Here is a 17,900-nt window from a genome sequence, read left to right on the forward strand (position 1 = left end):
TATCTAGATAAGCGAAGCAATCAAAACAGGATAACGATGCCTTCCTAAGGTAATTGCGAACATGTCGACATCTGCTGCTATGAGCGAGCGCATCAGTAAGTATCAGAAATTTATCAAACCATACGGGGTTGCGGTTGCAGGCAGCCTCACCCGTGTGGTTGGCCTCACCCTTGAAGCTAGGGGGCTAAGTGCTCCCGTCGGCAGTCAATGTAAAATCGAGACGCTGGGCGGTTTTATTGATGCAGAAGTCATCGGTTTCAATCAAGAAACGCTTTACCTTATGCCAAACGATCATATTACAGGCGTCCTTCCTGGAGCGCGAGTGATCCCAAAAGTCAAGGATGCTGGATTGCCTGTCGGAATGGGTCTACTTGGCCGCGTGGTTGACGGACTTGGTAGACCACTAGATGGCCTCGGTGCCATTGACGCTGAGAAACATCTGAAATTTGCCGCAGCGCCCATTAACCCACTTGCAAGGCGTCCAATCGACTCACCAATGGATGTAGGTGTACGCGCGATAAATTCGATCGTGACAGTGGGTCAAGGTCAACGTATGGGTCTGTTTGCAGGGAGTGGTGTGGGTAAATCGGTACTGCTTGGCATGATGACACGAGGCAGTGAAGCGGATGTTATTGTCGTAGGCTTGGTCGGTGAACGTGGTCGTGAGGTGAAAGAATTTATTGATGAGATTTTGGGCGCCGAGGGTAGAAGCCGCTCCGTAGTGGTTGCCGCTCCCGCCGATGCCTCACCGCTGATGCGTTTAAAAGGCTGTGAAAGTGCTGTGACTATTGCGGAGTATTTTCGCGATCAAGGGTTAAATGTACTGTTGTTATTGGATTCAGTGACGCGCTATGCCATGGCACAGCGTGAGATAGCGCTTGCGGTAGGCGAGCCGCCAGCCACAAAAGGGTATCCGCCTTCCGTGTTTGCAAAGCTCCCAGCATTGGTTGAGCGCGCAGGTAATGGTGGTGAAGGACAAGGCTCAATTACCGCATTTTTTACGGTATTGAGTGAAGGTGATGATATGCAAGACCCCATTGCCGATGCTGCCCGAGCTATTTTGGATGGTCATATTGTATTATCACGAGAGCTTGCCGATAGTGGTCATTATCCAGCGATAGATATTGAAAAGTCCATTAGTCGAGTGATGCCTCAAGTGGTATCAGAGGCACACATGCAACAAGCCAGAGTGCTCAAACAAGTCTATTCAATGTACCAGCAAAATAAAGACATGATCACCTTAGGTGCTTATCAACGTGGCAGTGATCAGATGCTAGATCAGGCGATAAATATGATGCCTGCGGTGAATAACTTCCTTCAGCAAGGCATGAAAGACGTGATCAATTACGACGAGTGTTTACAAGGCCTCGCTAAGCTACTAGGACAAGCATAATGGCAAATAACAAACTGACTTTATTGCTTAAGCTAGAAAAAGACAAAGAAGATAACCTTCGAGCGAATTTTGTTCAAGCGCAGCAGCACTTAGCAACAAACCAACAACGGTTATCGGGACTAAACGATTTCCGTCTGGAATACAGCATGCAGCTTCATAGTAAAGCACAAGTTGGTCTGTCTAGTGGCGGTTTCAATCAATACCATAACTTTATTAATAAGATTGAGCAGGCTATTGATCAGCAAGCAAAAACGGTCAACACCGCGAAGCAGGTGGTTGAACAACGCCGCAAGCTATGGCTAGCACAGCAGGCTAAAACGAAGGCAATTGAAAAGCTTATCGAGAAGCAAGCCCTTGCGAAGCAAACTCGTCTTGCCAAAGCAGAGCAAAAGATGCTTGATGAGTTTGCAACGAATCAGTTTGTACGAAGAGAGCGTGCTTGGTAAGTTGGCTCGAAATATGCTTCGTAATAATCAGCGTTTTATTATTTAGGTAGTTCACTCGTAAAAGTCACTAATATTCATAGTGTTGGTTTTTAATGGTGTATTACAACGGCAGGACATTGCCACTTTATGAGGTAGCTTTAAGATGAATCTAATGCTTGCATCCATGCTGCAACGAGGCAGTAACGAGGTTGATATTAAAGAAAAATCCCAAGATATGGATGCTGAGGGTTCTGAGGGCGGCTCTGGGTTTAGTGCTTTAATGGCAGAGTTAGCTGAACAAGAGAGTGCAAACAAGCAGGTAAAAGAGTCTGCAGATCCTGTAACCTCAGATCTGGATGTGCCAATAGATAGCGAAGTAGCATTAGATGATGCTCCGCAGTCTGATAGTAAAGCACAAGCCTCTTCTTCTAAGCAGCAAGGGGAAGTACCAACTTCTACTGTTAGCTACACTGACAAAGGTCAGGTAGTTGTGGACAAACCACTCCCAGATTCCCCTGATAATGACTTGTATGCTCAGATCAACGCTGCAAAACAGCAGAGCACTTCATTAAGTCAAATCCCAACAGCAATTGCGCAATCAGTCAAAGAAGCATTGGGCAATGCTTCTTCGGCTGATGAAGAGGTTGTAGCTAGCGATAGTGCACTGTCTCAGGAGCAACTACAAGACGAAGCAAGTCAACTCAGTCGAGGGGGGAAAGGCCAAACTGAAAACGCCGGTACTAAGCCAACCTCGTTATTACAGCAGGCAGCTTTTTTGGACAGCCAAGACTCAGAAGGTGAGGTTGCTAAACCTTCGTTATTGAATGACAGTTCAGAAACTGAAGAGCAAATATTACAGCCTAAGTTACAAAAGGATACTAGCACTCAAGCCTTGGTTACCAATACAAACATAGAAAAACGGGAGACAAGCGCTAATAAGTCAATCGGGTCTCAAGTTGAAAGTGAGTCTGAAACCGCGCAACTGAAAGAACTCTTAGCTGCTAAGAAATCAGAACTTGCTCAATCGGTTTCCTCATCTGAAGCTAAGCAATCAGAGGCAAAGCAAACCGTCTCTGAGGCTAGTGCACAAACTGCAAAAGACAAAAACGCAGTAAGTACTAAAAGCACTACAGATGTGCAAACTATGGTAGAAAAGTTGACCGTACAGCAACAACAAGAATTAAAAGCCGTGATAGCTGGTAAGCTGGATATTTATGATGCATCACCAAGTGTACAAAAAGCCGTAGCTCAATTAATTGGTAAAGGTGTTGATATCGCAAATGCACAGCAATTTAAAGCATTTGTGCCATCCTCTGTCGTAACACAAACTACAACAAACACGCCGCAAGAAGCTGCTACGGATGTTAAAAACACTACCCAAGCGTCTTTTAATGTAAATAGCGCGCAAGAAAAGTCTAACAATAGTGAGCAGCAGGCTGTGGCAGTTAAAGAGGATGAACGTGCTGAAAAAAATATAGCTGTAAATAAATTGACTAGCGATGAAAAGTTGGCAGCAGAGAAGCAAAGTTCAGAAAAACAGAACTTAGAAAAACAAATAAGTGAAAAGATAGTTGATAAAGAAAATAGTAAGCTGATGCAAGCGGAAGCAAGCATCGCGAAAGAGACGGTTAAAAATGAGCGTCAATCGGCTAATGCTGCAACAGCGATACCAACTCCAGTCAAGCCTGAAGCAAGTCCTTTAAGCGCATCGCAAGACACTAGCTCACTAAACCAAACATTGAAAGAAGTTCAGCAAATTCAACAGTCTCAGCCAACAAACCAAAGCACAACACAGACAAAGCAAGCAACAGATGCTAATCTTCAACAGGCGATTAACATAGCACGTCAAGATGCCGCTAAAGAGCTGCATCAACGGGTAGGACTGATGCTAAACCTTAACAATAAGGAAGCTGAGATTCGCTTAGACCCGCCAGAGCTTGGGGCGATGCAAATTCGGATAAAAAGCGATGCAGAGCAGGCCCAAGTGAATATTGTGGTGCAAAATCAGCAAGCTAAAGAATTGTTAGAGCAATCACTTCCAAGACTAAGAGAAATGTTAGCTGAGCAGGGTATTGAGCTGGGTGAGAGCCAAATATCACATCAGCAAGGTGGAAATACTGAATCAGAGTCGCAAACTGCTGGTGGCAATACGAGTGGACAGCAAACTCTAGGTGATGAATCGGGGATTTCTGATAATTCGCAATCGCCGCAAAAGAGAAATACTGATTCTGCAATAGATTACTATGCCTAACACCTGCTATTATTATAATTAATAAAGATCATAAGGGCTTGCTATGGCTGAAGAAACCGACTTAGAAATAGAAGAAACGGGTGGTTCTAAGAAAAAGCTGATTATCATTATTGCCGCTGCGGTATTGATACTCGGCGGTGTCGCAGGGTTTTTCTTATTTTCAGGCTCAGACGCACCAGAAGAATCCTTAGCAGAAGAGACGACAGCAAGCGAAGTTAAAGCGGAGCAAGGTAGCGCTGCGCAAATGGGGAGCGCACTGTACGTTGCTATGCCTCGCCCGTTTGTTTTTAATGTACCAGGTGCTAGTCGCGATAGAATTGTGCAAATTAAAGTTCAGCTGCTGGTTCGCGGTGATGTTAATGAAGAAGTAGCAAAGAAGCATATTCCCTTGATTGAAGGTACTTTACTGAGCGTGTTTTCAACGACTACTGCTGATGAGTTAAGCACAAGTGCAGGTAAAGAAACGTTGCGCTTAACGGCGCTAGATAAAGTCCAAGCTGCGATGGAAGGGGTTGAAGGTAGCAAAGTAATCGAGCGTGTGTTGTTTACTGGCTTTGTGATGCAATAAGGTAGTATTTGTGAGCGATTTATTATCCCAAGACGAAATTGATGCGCTACTCCATGGTGTAGATGAAGTCGAAGAAGACGAAATCGGTGATGGTGGTGACGGCGAAGGTGCTGGTGCCTTACAGTATGACTTTTCGTCTCAAGATAGAATTGTGCGTGGGCGAATGCCGACGCTTGAAATCGTAAATGAACGATTTGCCCGCCATATGCGGATCAGCCTTTTCAACATGATGCGCCGCACCGCTGAGGTCTCTATCAACGGCGTACAAATGCTGAAATTTGGCGAATATATCCATACTCTATTCGTTCCTACCAGCTTGAATATGGTGCGCTTTAGACCGCTAAAAGGTACTGGCCTGATAACCATGGAAGCGCGTCTGGTCTTTATTCTTGTAGACAACTTTTTTGGTGGGGATGGTCGTTATCATGCCAAGATCGAGGGGCGTGAGTTTACACCAACGGAACGTCGTATCGTGCAGATGCTCCTTAAGATCATCTTTGAAGATTACAAAGAAGCCTGGGCGCCGGTGATGGATGTGTCGTTTGAATACCTCGACTCAGAGGTGAACCCAGCGATGGCTAATATTGTGTCACCTACAGAAGTGGTGGTGATTAGCTCTTTTCACATCGAGTTAGACGGTGGAGGGGGCGATTTCCATATTTCACTGCCTTACTCTATGTTAGAACCTATTCGAGAATTGCTCGATGCCGGTGTTCAATCAGATACTGAAGATACCGATCTACGTTGGAGTAAGGCGCTTCGTGATGAGATTATGGATGTAGAAGTTGAGATTTCTTCCCAGTTACTGGAAGTTGACTTATCGCTTGAGCAAATAATGAAGCTTCAAGCTGGTGATGTTATTCCTGTGGAAATGCCAGAGCATGTAACGGTTTTTATTGAAGAATTGCCAACGTTTAGAGCAAAAATGGGCCGTTCTCGTGACAATGTCGCGTTGCAGATCAGTGAAAAAATTAAACGTCCAGAATCAGTTAAGTCTGAGCTTCATGTATTTACCAAAGGTGGTAAAAAGCTCGACTCTGATGCTGAACTGGCAGAATTAGAAGAAGATCTACATCTTTCTGAAGGTGTAGATTTAGATTGGTAGTCGCGGACTTGTATACGCAAAATCGTGAGACTAATTATGGACAACAAATTAACTTAATCAGGTAGTAATCCAATGAGCGATGATCAAGATACTATGGACGAATGGGCAGCAGCACTCGCTGAAGCCGAAGGTGCCGAAGGTGGCAGTGAGCCAGAAGTTGCAGAGTTAGATGAACTCAAAGATTCAGCGCCTGCATTATCGTCAGATGAAAAACGAAAACTCGATACCATTTTAGACATTCCAGTTACCATTTCTATGGAAGTTGGCCGCTCTAAAATTAATATTCGTAACTTATTACAGCTAAATCAGGGCTCTGTTGTTGAGCTGGATCGAGTAGCTGGTGAACCGCTGGACGTACTTGTTAACGGTACGTTGATCGCACACGGTGAAGTGGTTGTAGTAAACGACAAGTTTGGTATTCGCTTAACGGACGTCATTAGTCAGGTTGAGCGTATTAAAAAGCTACGTTAATGCGCTGGGGTTGGTCTTTAGCAGTGTTTGGCATCGCTTTTTATACACGGGCTGTCACTGCAACAACCTCAGAGACAGTACCTAAATCTTCTGTAGGGGCTGGTACCGCGGGGTTAAGCTCAGAGCTACTTTCCATGGGATTGTCTCTGATGTTGGTGATCCTACTTATTTTAGGCTTAGCGTTCGTTTTAAAACGTTTAAATCCCAATATTGTAAACCAGAAAGACTTTAAGGTGATCCGAAGTATATCGCTCGGTACTAAAGAACGTTTGCTGGTTATCGAGTTGGATGAAAAGCAGCACTTGCTTGGAGTAACACCAAGTAATATCAACTACTTATACCAGTTGGAAACACCGTTAGATGATGTTAGCCGAACGCCATTTGCAAATGAGTTACAAAAGTTTTTTGCGGGCAAAGGGCAAGTAGCCAATAACCATAATAAGAAAAGTCATGATTAGATTGCTGATACTCTGTTTATTACTGTTTTCTGGGGTAGCTTCTGCAGAAGGGATAGAAGCAATAAACGTTACAACAAACCCTGATGGCTCTCAAGAGTACTCAGTGACACTTCAAGTACTCGCCATTATGACAGCGCTGAGTTTTATTCCAGCAGCTGTTATCATGATGACTTCGTTTACTCGAATAATTGTTGTGCTTGCGATTTTGAGACAGGCGATTGGTCTGCAGCAGTCGCCATCGAATCAAATTTTACTCGGTTTATCGTTGTTTTTGACGTTGTTTATAATGGCACCCATATTTTCGCAGATAAATGATGAAGCGGTGCAGCCGTACATAAAGGAAGAAATCACGTCAATCCAAGCACTTGAACGTGCTAAAGAACCGATGAAAGCCTTTATGCTGTCACAAACTCGAATTAAAGACCTTGAAACCTTTGCCAAGATAGCGGGTTATGACAAGCTTGATAGCCCTGAAGACACGCCGTTTATCGTTATTATTCCGGCTTTCGTTACATCTGAGCTGCAAACGGCTTTTATTATCGGCTTTATGTTCTTTATTCCATTTTTGATAGTCGACTTAGTCGTAGCCAGTGTCTTGATGGCCATGGGTATGATGATGTTATCTCCAATGATAGTTTCCTTGCCGTTTAAGATTATGCTTTTTGTGCTCGTCGATGGTTGGAGTTTGGTCATGGGTACACTGGCCAGAAGCTTCGGATTGGGGGTGTAATGTGGAACCAGAAGTCTTTGTCGATATCTTAAGTGATGCATTGTTTTTAGTCATCAAGCTGGTGGCGGCGATTGTAGTACCTGGGCTTCTAGTTGGTTTAGTTGTTGCTGTGTTTCAAGCAGCAACATCGATTAATGAACAAACATTAAGCTTTTTACCTCGTCTCATTATTACTATCCTTGCGCTGATCATTGGCGGCCATTGGCTCACTCAAGAACTAATGGACTATTTTACCTCTTTGGTGATGCGCATCCCTGAAATTGCAGGCTAATCATGGAGTTCACCTTTGCGGTAATCATGCAGTGGCTAAGTGATTTTTTACTTCCACTGGTGCGGATAAGTTCAATGATGATGGTAATGGCGGGGCTTGGGGCACAGAGTGTACCTGCCCGAATTAAGTTTGCACTCGCCGTGGTCGTTACTTTTGCCGTGGTCCCCGTTTTGCCCAAATCAGAATTTACCGATTTGTTCTCCTTTTCGATGATTTTAGTTGTTATTCAAGAAATGGTCACTGGGGTAGCTATTGGGTTTGGTTCATTGCTACTTCTGAATACTTTTATCATTGCGGGTCAAATCCTTGCTATGCAAACCGGTCTTGGTTTCGCATCTGTTGTAGATCCGGCCAATGGGTTGAGTGTACCTGCTGTCGGTCAGTTCTATTTAATATTAGCGACATTACTGTTTTTTGTTTATAACGGCCATCTGATGATGATCCAAATGGTTGTGTATAGTTTTGAAAGCTTTCCCATTGCAGGGAACTGGTGGGCGGTAGACAATTTTTGGCGAATAGTTAATTGGGGGGGATGGATGTTCTCTACGGCTCTTGCACTTGCATTAGCTCCGTTAACTGCAATGTTGATTATCAATATCTCATTTGGGATTATGACTCGAGCCGCGCCTCAAATGAACATTTTCTCTGTGGGGTTTGCTTTTACCTTAGTTGCAGGGCTTACCATTATTTGGGCGACATTGGGTAATTTTTTAGCACAATTTGAATTTCAATGGCTCAAAATGACAGAGCTGATGTGCGATCTAATTGGTTGCACGGTATAGGAGTCTGAAATGGCAGAAGATTCCGGTCAAGAACGCACCGAAGAACCCACCTCCAAGAAAATAGACGATGCTAGGAAGAAGGGCCAAATAGCCCGTTCAAAAGAGCTCGGCACGACGTTTGTGTTATTGTTTTCTGCAATAGCTCTACTTTTGTATGGGCCTGGAATTGGGAAGGCGCTCTACAATGTTATGGGGCGAATGTTGTCGCTCAATCGCAATGAAACCTACGATACAACCAAAATGTTTGCTGTGTGGGGAGATATTGCTGCTGAACTGCTATTTCCAATGGCCATGTTTGTTTTTATAATCGCAATTGCAGGAATAGTGGGGAATACGTTACTCGGGGGCTTTAACTTTTCTTGGCAGGCAGCCGCTCCAAAAGCAAGTAAAATGTCCCCATTGAAGGGATTTAAGCGAATGTTAGGCCCGCAAGCGGCCATAGAGTTATTGAAGTCAGTTCTTAAGTTTGTATTAGTAGCTGGCTTTGCAATCTTGCTTATCAATATGTATTTTAACGAAATATTACACTTGAGTATTGAGCAAATCCCATCGAGTATAGAGCATGCGTTAGAAATCATTGCGTGGATGTTTTTAGCACTTAGTTGCACCATGATCATTATTTCAGCGATTGATGCCCCTTATCAAAGTTATAACCACCATAAACAGCTTAAAATGACGCTACAAGAAGTCAAGGATGAATACAAAAACTCAGAAGGTGACCCTCAGATAAAAGCGCGGATCCGTCGAACACAAAGAGAAATGTCGCAACGACGTATGATGCAAGATGTACCAGATGCAGATGTTGTTGTGACCAACCCTACTCACTATGCGGTTGCGCTTAAATACGACACTGAACGAGCGGGAGCGCCTATTGTAATTGCAAAAGGAGTTGATGAACTTGCGATGCAAATTAGAAAAATAGCCAAAGGGAATGAAGTGCCGATAGTGGAATCACCTGTATTGACTCGTTCGCTTTACCACACGACCGAAGTAGGTGATCAAATCCCTGAACAATTGTTTACCGCGGTTGCACAGGTACTTGCATATGTATTTCAGCTAAATCGTTTTCAAAAGGGCAAAGGGAAAAGACCCGTTGCACTTACTCGAGATTTACCAATCCCAGACGATTTGAAGCATTAAAATTGCTCTCATAAAAATAAGCTATTAATTGGAACGCATATTGCATTTGTTGCTATGTGTCAATTTTTTGCTTGTGTTAAGTTATGGAATTTAAAGCAGTTTTACAACAACTCAATCGAGATAAAAAAGAATATGCTAAAGGTGTGGGTACTCCATTGTTGGTGCTTGCAGCACTTGGCATGGTTATTCTACCGTTACCTCCTTTTTTGCTTGATATTCTATTTTCCTTCAACATTGCATTGGCACTAGTGGTGCTATTGGTGACTGTTTATACCTTGAAGCCACTCGAATTTGGTATGTTTCCGGCGGTACTACTGATCGCGACTATCATGCGATTGGCATTAAACGTAGCGAGTACTCGCGTCGTATTACTTGAAGGTCATAATGGTGGTGATGCGGCAGGTAAGGTGATCGAAGCCTTTGGTAGTGTTGTTATTGGTGGCAACTACGCCGTCGGTTTAGTTGTATTCCTTATCCTTATTATTATTAACTTTGTCGTAATTACCAAAGGTGCGGGTCGTATTTCAGAGGTGTCTGCGCGTTTCACCCTTGATGCTATGCCGGGTAAGCAAATGGCCATTGATGCGGACTTAAATGCCGGTTTTATCTCTGCAGATGACGCCCGGGCTCGTCGTGAAGAAGTGACTCGAGAAGCCGACTTTTATGGGTCAATGGACGGTGCAAGTAAATTCGTTAAAGGTGATGCTATTGCAGGTATCGTGATCCTCGCCATTAATATAATAGGTGGCCTTTTCGTTGGGATGATCCAGCATGATTTAAGCTTTGGCCACGCGATGGAAGTATATACCATGCTGACAATCGGTGACGGTCTGGTCGCGCAAATTCCATCTCTTTTACTCTCAATTGGCACTGCAATTGTCGTAACGCGTCAAAATGAATCGCACAACATGGGCGATCAGTTTAAAAGCCAACTGGGTAATGAAAAATCGCTAGCTATTGCTTCAGGTATTTTGATCACCATGGGACTCGTTCCAGGCATGCCACATGTTGCCTTCCTAGGTTTAGGTGTATTACTTGGCTATATAGCCTATTACACAAGCCAGCAAAAGAAAAAGGCGGAAATCGAAAAGGCAGAACAAGCTGCCAAAGGACCTGCTGCCAAAGGAGGCCATCAACAAGATCAAAAAGAGCTTGGTTGGGATGATGTACAACCTGTTGATGTGATTGGTTTAGAGGTTGGTTATCGCCTAATTCCTCTAGTTGACCAAGCCCAAGGCGGGGAGCTTCTCAGTCGTATTAAAGGGGTGCGTAAAAAGCTATCTCAGGAACTGGGCTTTTTAGTACCGCCGGTACATATTCGCGATAACCTAGAACTAGATCCAAATGCATACAATATTACTTTAATGGGAGTTGGCTCAGGAACCGGTGAGTTGAAGCATGGCGACGAACTTGCAATTAATCCAGGGCAGGTGTTTGGGCCGATTAAAGGTATAGAAACTAAAGATCCTGCATTTGGCCTAGATGCGGTATGGATTAAGCCAGACCAAAAAGATGAGGCGCATTCGCTTGGCTATACAGTAGTAGATGCTGCAACTGTGGTGGCAACACATATCAGTCAATTATTGACGAATAATGCATCACTATTGCTTGGCCATGAAGAAGTACAAAACCTATTAGATATGCTTGCGAAAAGTCACCCTAGATTAGTTGAAGGCTTAGTGCCTGATATTTTACCACTCACTACCGTGGTAAAAGTGCTTCAAAATCTGCTTAATGAGGGCGTTGCGATTCGAGATATGCGCTCGATTGTACAAACCTTAGTTGAGTACGGCCCACGGAGCCAAGACCCTGATGTGTTAACGGCTGCGGTAAGAATTTCATTACGCAGATTGATTGTTCAAGATGCCGTTGGAAGCGAAGAAGAAATTCCTGTCATAACATTGGCGCCTGAGTTGGAACAGATGTTGCATCAGTCACTTCAGAACGCAGGTGATGAGGGGGCGGGTATTGAACCTGGCTTGGCTGAGAGGCTTCAAGAATCATTAAGAGAAGCACATCACAACCAAGAAATGCTAGGGGAACCTTCCATCTTATTAACCTCAGGTATGTTAAGAAGTGTGCTGTCTCGATTTGTTAAACATACGATTCCAGGTCTTAGAGTGATGTCATATCAAGAAGTGCCGGAAGAAAGACAAATTAAGATAGTGAGCTCGGTTGGACAATAGAGGATAAAGGGGCTGTAACATGAAAATTAAACGTTTCTTCGCAAAAGATATGCGTACGGCTTTAAATGAAGTAAAAGAAGAGCTTGGTGCAGATGCTGTCATTATGTCTAACAAAAAGTTAGCAGATGGTGTTGAAATCGTCGCAGCAGTTGATAATGACCGTGCTGCAGCACCTGTTAAGCAAGCTCCAGCTGCCCGTGCGACTGCCTCAAACGAGGCTCCGACCCGCTTTGTCCGTCCAGAGCCTCGCCAAGCACAGCCAGCAAAACAAGCGCAAGTTGCCGATAGCTTAGCGGCATTGCTAGAGCGTCAGGCACCGCGCCCACGCTCACCAGAACTTGCTTCTATGTTCTCCCAATCGGGGATTGATACAGAGCAAATGTTAAGCAGCCAACGTAAAACACAAACTGCTGCGCCGGCGCACCAAGCGAAGCCACAGCAAGCTCGTCGCCAATCTTTTGACTTTGATGATGATGCATTTGAGCAGCCACAGCATTGGGGCGAGTCGGATGAGTTAGACAACGGTTTTGGTGATGATTTACCTGAGTTAAATGCCAAGCCTGACGAAATGAGTGCAATGCGCGAAGAAATGAACGCTATTCGTCAATTACTTGAACATCAAGTATCTGGTCTAATGAAACAAGAAATGGCTCGTCGTGATCCAACCCGTGCGTGTCTTGTTGACCGTCTGGAAGGAATGGGAATAGACAAAGATGTCGCTGAGCAAATGGCATGCTTTATCCCTGATGATGTGTCTCGTAAAGAAGCCTGGAATGCATTGTTAAACATGGTGATCAACCAAATGCACACCACTAACAATGATATTCTTCGTCAAGGTGGAGTATTTGCGATGGTGGGTCCAACTGGTGTTGGTAAAACCACAACGGTTGCAAAATTAGCGGCATTAGGTGCACAAAAATACGGTGCAGATAAAGTGGCGTTAATAACGACAGATACCTACAGAATTGGCGCTTACGAGCAGTTAGCTACCTATGGTAGAATCATTGGTTGTCCGGTTAAGCAAGTTAAAGATGCAAATGAACTTGCAGAAGTGCTTTATCATTTACGCAATAAGCGTCTAGTATTAATAGATACAGCGGGAATGAGTCAAAGAGATTTGCGCTTAACTGAACAGTTAAATACACTTATGCGTAGCGCGAGAGTAGATATTCGCAGCTATTTAGTATTAAGTGCGACAGCACAAATGAATGTGTTACAAGAAACAGTAAGACACTTCAAAAAAGTAAATTTAAGTGGCTGTATTTTCACAAAACTTGATGAAAGTCTAAGTTTAGGTGAGATAATTAGCATAGCGATTCAAAATCGCTTGCCAATAGGGTATCTTACCAACGGTCAGCGAGTGCCAGAAGACATTCGCGTAGCAAATGCTCAAAAGCTAGTAAAAAAGGCTGAGCAATTGTATTTAAAAAGAATAAAAGCACAGCACTCTCGACGTGTACCTGTAGCGTCAGAGTCAGTAGGAATGTATGATTAACACAGTTTTAGATCAAGCAAGTGGCCTGCGTAGAATGAGTCAAAATAGCAACCAGGGTGTAAAAGTAATAGCCGTGACCGGTGGAAAAGGTGGGGTGGGTAAAACCAACGTCTCGCTCAATACTGCCATCGCTATGGGCCAACAAGGACAGCGAGTTCTCGTTTTAGATGCGGACTTGGGCTTGGCAAACTGTGATGTGATGTTAGGTCTAAGGGTAGAAAAGAATCTGTCACACGTGTTGTCGGGTGAATGTGAACTAGATGAGATTCTCGTAGAAGGTCCCGCTGGAATTAAAATTGTACCGGCGACTTCAGGCTCTCAAAGTATGGTAGAGCTGACTCCCGCAGAGCATGCAGGACTTATTCGTGCATTTAGCGAGCTTAACACGCAATTTGATGTATTAATTGTTGATACCGCAGCTGGTATCTCAGATATGGTTCTGAGCTTCTCTCGAGCTGCACAAGATGTGATGGTTGTGGTGTGTGATGAACCGACTTCCATTACAGATGCTTACGCGTTGATCAAAGTTTTGAGCAGAGAGCATGGTGTCTATCGTTTTAAAATTGTTGCCAATATGGTCCGCAGTATGCGTGAAGGGCAAGAATTATTTGCTAAACTTTCAAAAGTTACAGACCGTTTTCTTGATGTAGCACTGGAATTAGTGGCCACCGTACCGTTTGACGAAAACATGCGTAAATCTTCTCGCAGACAAAGAGCTATCGTGGATTTATTTCCGAGTTCTCCTGCGGCGATTGCGATTAAGGGACTTGCCGCTAAGGCAGTGAAATGGCCAATTCCGCATCAACCTTCCGGTCATCTAGAATTTTTCATTGAACAACTTGTAAACGGGTGATTATGGCTTCTCCGGTCAATAGAGCTGCGGGATATCAAACTTCAGACCACATTCATAAGGTGGTTGAACGGCATGCTCCACTTGTCAAAAAAGTGGCGTGCCACCTGATTGCTCGACTTCCGGCAAGTGTGCAACTCGACGATCTGATCCAGTCAGGTATGATTGGGTTGATTGAAGCATCTAAAAATTTCGATGCAACTAAAGGCGCTAGTTTCGAGACCTTTGCCGGGATCCGTATTCGAGGCGCAATGCTGGATGAAATCCGTCGTGGTGATTGGGCGCCTCGTTCTGTTCACAAAAATAGCAGAATGGTTGCAGAAGCTATATCTGAGCTCGAATCTCTCCTTGGTCGAGAACCAAAAGACACTGAAATCGCTGAAAAACTTGATATATCTCTAGATGAGTACCATCATATTTTACATGATGTAAATGCAAGTAAAGTCATCGGTATTGAGGATCTTGGGGTTGATGAAGACGTGATAACCCCAGCAAACAGCGATTTTGCGCTAGACAAACCGTTTAATAACGTTAAAAATGAACGTTTTAACGAGTCTTTAGTAAATGCTATCAAAGCGTTACCCGAAAGGGATGCTCTGGTTTTATCACTTTACTATAACGACGAAATGAATTTAAAAGAGATTGGTGCCATCCTTGATGTCAGTGAATCTCGAGTAAGCCAAATTCACGGTCAGGCAATGATAAAGCTTAAAGCTAAAATCAATGACTGGATAAATTAGAGTACATAAAATAGTTGGGTTCGAACCTCACTGGAGGAAGTTTTGGATAAGAACATGAAGATTCTCGTGGTTGATGATTTCTCTACTATGAGAAGAATAATCAAAAACCTATTAAGAGATTTAGGCTTTACCAATGTTCAAGAAGCTGATGATGGTAGTACAGCACTTCCGATGCTACAAAATCAGGAGTTTGACTTTGTAGTAACTGATTGGAATATGCCGGGCATGCAAGGTATTGATTTGCTTCGTGCAATACGCGCAGATGAAAAGCTTAAGCACATTCCAGTGTTGATGGTTACCGCAGAAGCGAAAAAAGAACAAATTGTTGCAGCAGCGCAAGCAGGGGTGAACGGATATATTGTTAAGCCGTTTACTGCGGGTACGCTCAAAACTAAGCTTGAAAAAGTATTTGAGCGACTAGGCTAACAGCAAGGGGATATGGCCTATGTCTGTAAATGCTGCGCCTCAAATTACACTTGAACAAGCTAAGCAACTTGTTGAGCTTCTAGAACAAGGTGAACAAGAAAAAGCTGACCAGCTGATTTTAGAAGCTGCTAACAAAGAGCAATCGGAGTTATTTGCAGAAGTTGGAAAGCTAACTCGCCAATTACACGAGTCCTTGAAGAACTTTGAGCTCGATACTCGACTCTCAGATCTCACGACAGAGGCTATACCTGACGCCAAGCAGCGTCTTAATTATGTTATGGAAATGACAGAAAGCGCTGCTAATAAAACGATGGACGCGGTCGAAGAAAGCTTACCTCTTGCGCAGAATCTAGCGGATGAGTTAGCGCAAATAAAGCCCACTTGGGATCGATTGATGAGCAGAGACATTCAACTCGGTGAGTTTAAATCTCTGTGTCATGATCTCGACAGCTTTATGCAGACTTCAAAGACACGTACAGACGAATTACAAGGTTTAATGACTAATGTGCTGATGGCTCAGGACTATCAGGATTTGACTGGGCAGGTTATTCGGCGCGTCATTGAGCTTGTGAGAGAAGTAGAAGATAGTCTCATTCACCTCCTGACTGTTTTTGGTACTTCAGATGAAGCGCCTTCAACTGCTGTGAAAGCGAATGAAAACGAAATAAAAACAACTGAGACTATCAGTGATGAATTGTCTGGACCTGAAGGTCCAATTATTGACGCTGAATCGCGAGATGACGTGGTTTCTGGTCAAGACGAAGTCGATGACTTGCTATCTAGTTTAGGCTTCTAGTTGGAGAGTGTGTATGAGCTTTGAAGTCGATGAAGATATCTTGCAGGACTTTCTTGTTGAAGCAGGCGAAATATTAGAACTGTTATCTGAACAGCTTGTTGAACTAGAAAATAATCCTGAAGATAAAGAACTTCTCAATGCGATTTTCCGTGGCTTCCATACCGTAAAAGGTGGGGCTGGCTTCCTAGGTATGACCGAACTGGTCGATGCCTGTCACGGTGCGGAGAACGTGTTTGATGTACTACGACAAGGGCAACGAAAAGTAACTTCCGAACTGATGGATGTTATTTTGCAATCTTTGGATACGATCAACGAAATGTTCGCTTGTATTCAAAACCGTGAGGAACCAGAAGCGGCCGACCCTGTGTTGCTTGAAACACTCCACAAACTTAGCCAGCCTGCATCTGAAGACGAAGTCAGTGAAGTGATTGACGAACCTACTTCTGAGCCAGAACCTGTGGTGCCAGATTTAAGTGCTGATGATATTTTATTCGACGCCGATGTTGGCTCAGGCGATGATAGCGGCTCCAGCATCGATGAGATAACAGAAGAAGAATTTGAAAATCTTTTAGATGAATTACACGGTTCGGGTAATGCGCCTGCTGTTGCTCCGGCAACTAAACCTGAAGCTGTATCAACCGCAGATGATGGTGATATCACCGATGACGAATTCGATAACCTCTTAGATGAACTTCATGGTGTTGGTAAATTCGGTGGAGCACCAAATGCAGAAGATGCTGTTGCCCCAGAAGCGAGTGAACCTAAGGCTAAATCAACCTCACCAGCAGCCCCAAGTGGGTCTACTGGCGACGAAGAAATTACCGACGATGAGTTTGAAGCTTTGTTGGACGAGCTTCATGGTAAAGGCAGTGCACCTAAAGCGGTCGATGAATCGCCAGTAGAGGTTTCAGAGACTAAACCTGCGCAACCAGAGCCTGTTAAAGCCGCGCCAGCGCCGAAACCTGCACCAAAGCCTGCGCCCAAAGTTGAAGCTAAGCCTGCGACTCCAGCACCAGCACCGCAAAAAGAGCCCGAGCCTGCAAAAGCTTCCACACCAGCCGCTGCGAAGAAACCTGCGGCACAAGCTGAGACCACGGTCCGAGTTGATACTAAACGTCTTGATGAAATCATGAATATGGTTGGCGAATTAGTATTGGTTCGTAACCGTTTGGTTAGCTTAGCGAATAACACCAACAGTGAAAGCATGGGTAAAGCTATTTCGAACCTTGATGTGGTCACTGCTGATTTGCAGGGTGCCGTGATGAAAACACGGATGCAGCCAATCAAAAAGGTATTTGGTCGCTTTCCTCGAGTAGTGAGAGACCTTGCTCGCAGCTTGAAAAAAGAAATCAACCTAGTTTTACAAGGCGAAGAAACGGATTTAGATAAAAACTTGGTTGAAGCGCTTGCAGATCCATTGGTCCACTTAGTGAGAAACTCAGTAGATCACGGCATTGAAATGCCTGACGTACGCGAAGCGTCGGGCAAACCAAGAATGGGTACGGTCACATTATCAGCATCTCAGGAGGGAGATCATATTCTTCTCACGATTCGAGATGATGGCGCCGGTATGGATCCTGAAAAGCTCAAAAAAATTGCTATAAATAAAGGCGTGATTGACTCCGATCAAGCAAGCCGACTGTCCGATACCGAAGCCTATAATTTGATCTTTGCACCAGGGTTTTCAACAAAAGAACAAATCTCAGACATTTCTGGTCGTGGTGTTGGGATGGACGTTGTTAAAACGAAGATCACTCAATTGAATGGCTCGGTAAATATCCAATCAGAGTTGGGGGTTGGTACCGTATTAGAG

General features: G+C 44.1%; 18 protein-coding genes. All 18 read left to right on the top strand.

Translation table 11 applies throughout. The features are described from left to right. Nucleotides 1-61 precede the first annotated feature (61 nt). The gene (fliI, locus tag NH462_RS07915; RefSeq protein WP_010369147.1) at nt 62-1,393 is read left to right on the top strand and encodes a flagellar protein export ATPase FliI; all 1,332 of its coding nucleotides are present in this window, start codon (nt 62-64) and stop codon (nt 1,391-1,393) included. Beyond that, nucleotides 1,393-1,839, top strand: coding sequence for a flagellar export protein FliJ (gene fliJ, locus NH462_RS07920; protein ID WP_010369144.1), 447 nt, complete (start codon nt 1,393-1,395; stop codon nt 1,837-1,839). Before fliI ends, fliJ begins: the two co-directional genes overlap by 1 nt. Before the next feature lie 142 nt (nt 1,840-1,981). After that, complete coding sequence (locus NH462_RS07925; RefSeq protein ID WP_253105299.1) at nt 1,982-4,069, top strand: flagellar hook-length control protein FliK; 2,088 nt, start codon at nt 1,982-1,984, stop codon at nt 4,067-4,069. A 43-nt stretch (nt 4,070-4,112) separates the two neighbouring features. Further along, a complete protein-coding gene (gene fliL, locus NH462_RS07930; RefSeq protein ID WP_010369126.1) occupies nt 4,113-4,637 on the top strand; it encodes a flagellar basal body-associated protein FliL in 525 nt (174 codons plus the stop codon). A 10-nt stretch (nt 4,638-4,647) separates the two neighbouring features. After that, the gene (fliM, locus tag NH462_RS07935) at nt 4,648-5,742 is read left to right on the top strand and encodes a flagellar motor switch protein FliM (protein WP_010369125.1); all 1,095 of its coding nucleotides are present in this window, start codon (nt 4,648-4,650) and stop codon (nt 5,740-5,742) included. Nucleotides 5,743-5,814: 72 nt separating this feature from the next. After that, a complete protein-coding gene (gene fliN, locus NH462_RS07940) occupies nt 5,815-6,213 on the top strand; it encodes a flagellar motor switch protein FliN (RefSeq protein WP_010369124.1) in 399 nt (132 codons plus the stop codon). Continuing rightward, nucleotides 6,213-6,671, top strand: coding sequence for a flagellar biosynthetic protein FliO (fliO, locus tag NH462_RS07945; RefSeq protein ID WP_253105301.1), 459 nt, complete (start codon nt 6,213-6,215; stop codon nt 6,669-6,671). Before fliN ends, fliO begins: the two co-directional genes overlap by 1 nt. Next, a complete protein-coding gene (fliP, locus tag NH462_RS07950) occupies nt 6,664-7,401 on the top strand; it encodes a flagellar type III secretion system pore protein FliP (protein WP_010369122.1) in 738 nt (245 codons plus the stop codon). Before fliO ends, fliP begins: the two co-directional genes overlap by 8 nt. 1 nt (nt 7,402) lies before the next feature. Next, on the top strand, nt 7,403-7,672 hold the full coding sequence (gene fliQ / locus NH462_RS07955; RefSeq protein WP_039492511.1) for a flagellar biosynthesis protein FliQ: 270 nt from the start codon (nt 7,403-7,405) through the stop codon (nt 7,670-7,672). A gap of 2 nt (nt 7,673-7,674) precedes the next feature. Beyond that, nucleotides 7,675-8,454 (top strand): flagellar biosynthetic protein FliR, encoded by a 780-nt coding sequence (gene fliR / locus NH462_RS07960; protein WP_045989540.1) that lies wholly within the window; start codon nt 7,675-7,677, stop codon nt 8,452-8,454. Nucleotides 8,455-8,463: 9 nt separating this feature from the next. Further along, entirely contained in the window at nt 8,464-9,594 is a 1,131-nt protein-coding gene (flhB, locus tag NH462_RS07965; RefSeq protein ID WP_253105303.1) for a flagellar biosynthesis protein FlhB, read from the top strand. Nucleotides 9,595-9,677: 83 nt separating this feature from the next. Further along, nucleotides 9,678-11,780: a flagellar biosynthesis protein FlhA gene (gene flhA / locus NH462_RS07970; RefSeq protein ID WP_010369109.1), complete on the top strand. Its 2,103-nt coding sequence runs from the start codon at nt 9,678-9,680 to the stop codon at nt 11,778-11,780. Nucleotides 11,781-11,799: 19 nt separating this feature from the next. Beyond that, entirely contained in the window at nt 11,800-13,275 is a 1,476-nt protein-coding gene (gene flhF, locus NH462_RS07975) for a flagellar biosynthesis protein FlhF (RefSeq protein WP_253105304.1), read from the top strand. After that, a complete protein-coding gene (locus tag NH462_RS07980; RefSeq protein WP_010369106.1) occupies nt 13,268-14,128 on the top strand; it encodes a MinD/ParA family protein in 861 nt (286 codons plus the stop codon). The genes flhF and NH462_RS07980 overlap by 8 nt, the downstream gene beginning before the upstream one ends. Before the next feature lie 2 nt (nt 14,129-14,130). Next, entirely contained in the window at nt 14,131-14,865 is a 735-nt protein-coding gene (locus NH462_RS07985) for an RNA polymerase sigma factor FliA (RefSeq protein ID WP_010369105.1), read from the top strand. A gap of 42 nt (nt 14,866-14,907) precedes the next feature. Continuing rightward, entirely contained in the window at nt 14,908-15,291 is a 384-nt protein-coding gene (gene cheY, locus NH462_RS07990) for a chemotaxis response regulator CheY (protein WP_010369104.1), read from the top strand. 19 nt (nt 15,292-15,310) lie between these two features. After that, entirely contained in the window at nt 15,311-16,087 is a 777-nt protein-coding gene (locus tag NH462_RS07995; protein WP_010369103.1) for a protein phosphatase CheZ, read from the top strand. A gap of 13 nt (nt 16,088-16,100) precedes the next feature. Then, nucleotides 16,101-17,900: chemotaxis protein CheA (locus NH462_RS08000; protein ID WP_253105305.1), on the top strand; the 1,800-nt coding region annotated here is incomplete at its 3' end.

Source organism: Pseudoalteromonas sp. OANN1, assembly GCF_024124685.1.
GTDB classification, from domain to species: Bacteria; Pseudomonadota; Gammaproteobacteria; order Enterobacterales; family Alteromonadaceae; genus Pseudoalteromonas; species Pseudoalteromonas piscicida.

What these genes read in the sequence shown, in the direction of transcription:
- fliR (WP_045989540.1), top strand. Translation starts at nt 7,675, where the DNA reads ATGGAGTTCACCTTTGCGGTAATCATGCAGTGGCTAAGTGATTTTTTA.
- fliJ (WP_010369144.1), top strand. Translation starts at nt 1,393, where the DNA reads ATGGCAAATAACAAACTGACTTTATTGCTTAAGCTAGAAAAAGACAAA.
- NH462_RS07985 (WP_010369105.1), top strand. Translation starts at nt 14,131, where the DNA reads ATGGCTTCTCCGGTCAATAGAGCTGCGGGATATCAAACTTCAGACCAC.
- NH462_RS07980 (WP_010369106.1), top strand. Translation starts at nt 13,268, where the DNA reads ATGATTAACACAGTTTTAGATCAAGCAAGTGGCCTGCGTAGAATGAGT.
- fliP (WP_010369122.1), top strand. Translation starts at nt 6,664, where the DNA reads ATGATTAGATTGCTGATACTCTGTTTATTACTGTTTTCTGGGGTAGCT.
- fliI (WP_010369147.1), top strand. Translation starts at nt 62, where the DNA reads ATGTCGACATCTGCTGCTATGAGCGAGCGCATCAGTAAGTATCAGAAA.
- fliL (WP_010369126.1), top strand. Translation starts at nt 4,113, where the DNA reads ATGGCTGAAGAAACCGACTTAGAAATAGAAGAAACGGGTGGTTCTAAG.
- flhA (WP_010369109.1), top strand. Translation starts at nt 9,678, where the DNA reads ATGGAATTTAAAGCAGTTTTACAACAACTCAATCGAGATAAAAAAGAA.
- fliN (WP_010369124.1), top strand. Translation starts at nt 5,815, where the DNA reads ATGAGCGATGATCAAGATACTATGGACGAATGGGCAGCAGCACTCGCT.
- NH462_RS07925 (WP_253105299.1), top strand. Translation starts at nt 1,982, where the DNA reads ATGAATCTAATGCTTGCATCCATGCTGCAACGAGGCAGTAACGAGGTT.
- flhF (WP_253105304.1), top strand. Translation starts at nt 11,800, where the DNA reads ATGAAAATTAAACGTTTCTTCGCAAAAGATATGCGTACGGCTTTAAAT.
- NH462_RS07995 (WP_010369103.1), top strand. Translation starts at nt 15,311, where the DNA reads ATGTCTGTAAATGCTGCGCCTCAAATTACACTTGAACAAGCTAAGCAA.
- fliO (WP_253105301.1), top strand. Translation starts at nt 6,213, where the DNA reads ATGCGCTGGGGTTGGTCTTTAGCAGTGTTTGGCATCGCTTTTTATACA.
- flhB (WP_253105303.1), top strand. Translation starts at nt 8,464, where the DNA reads ATGGCAGAAGATTCCGGTCAAGAACGCACCGAAGAACCCACCTCCAAG.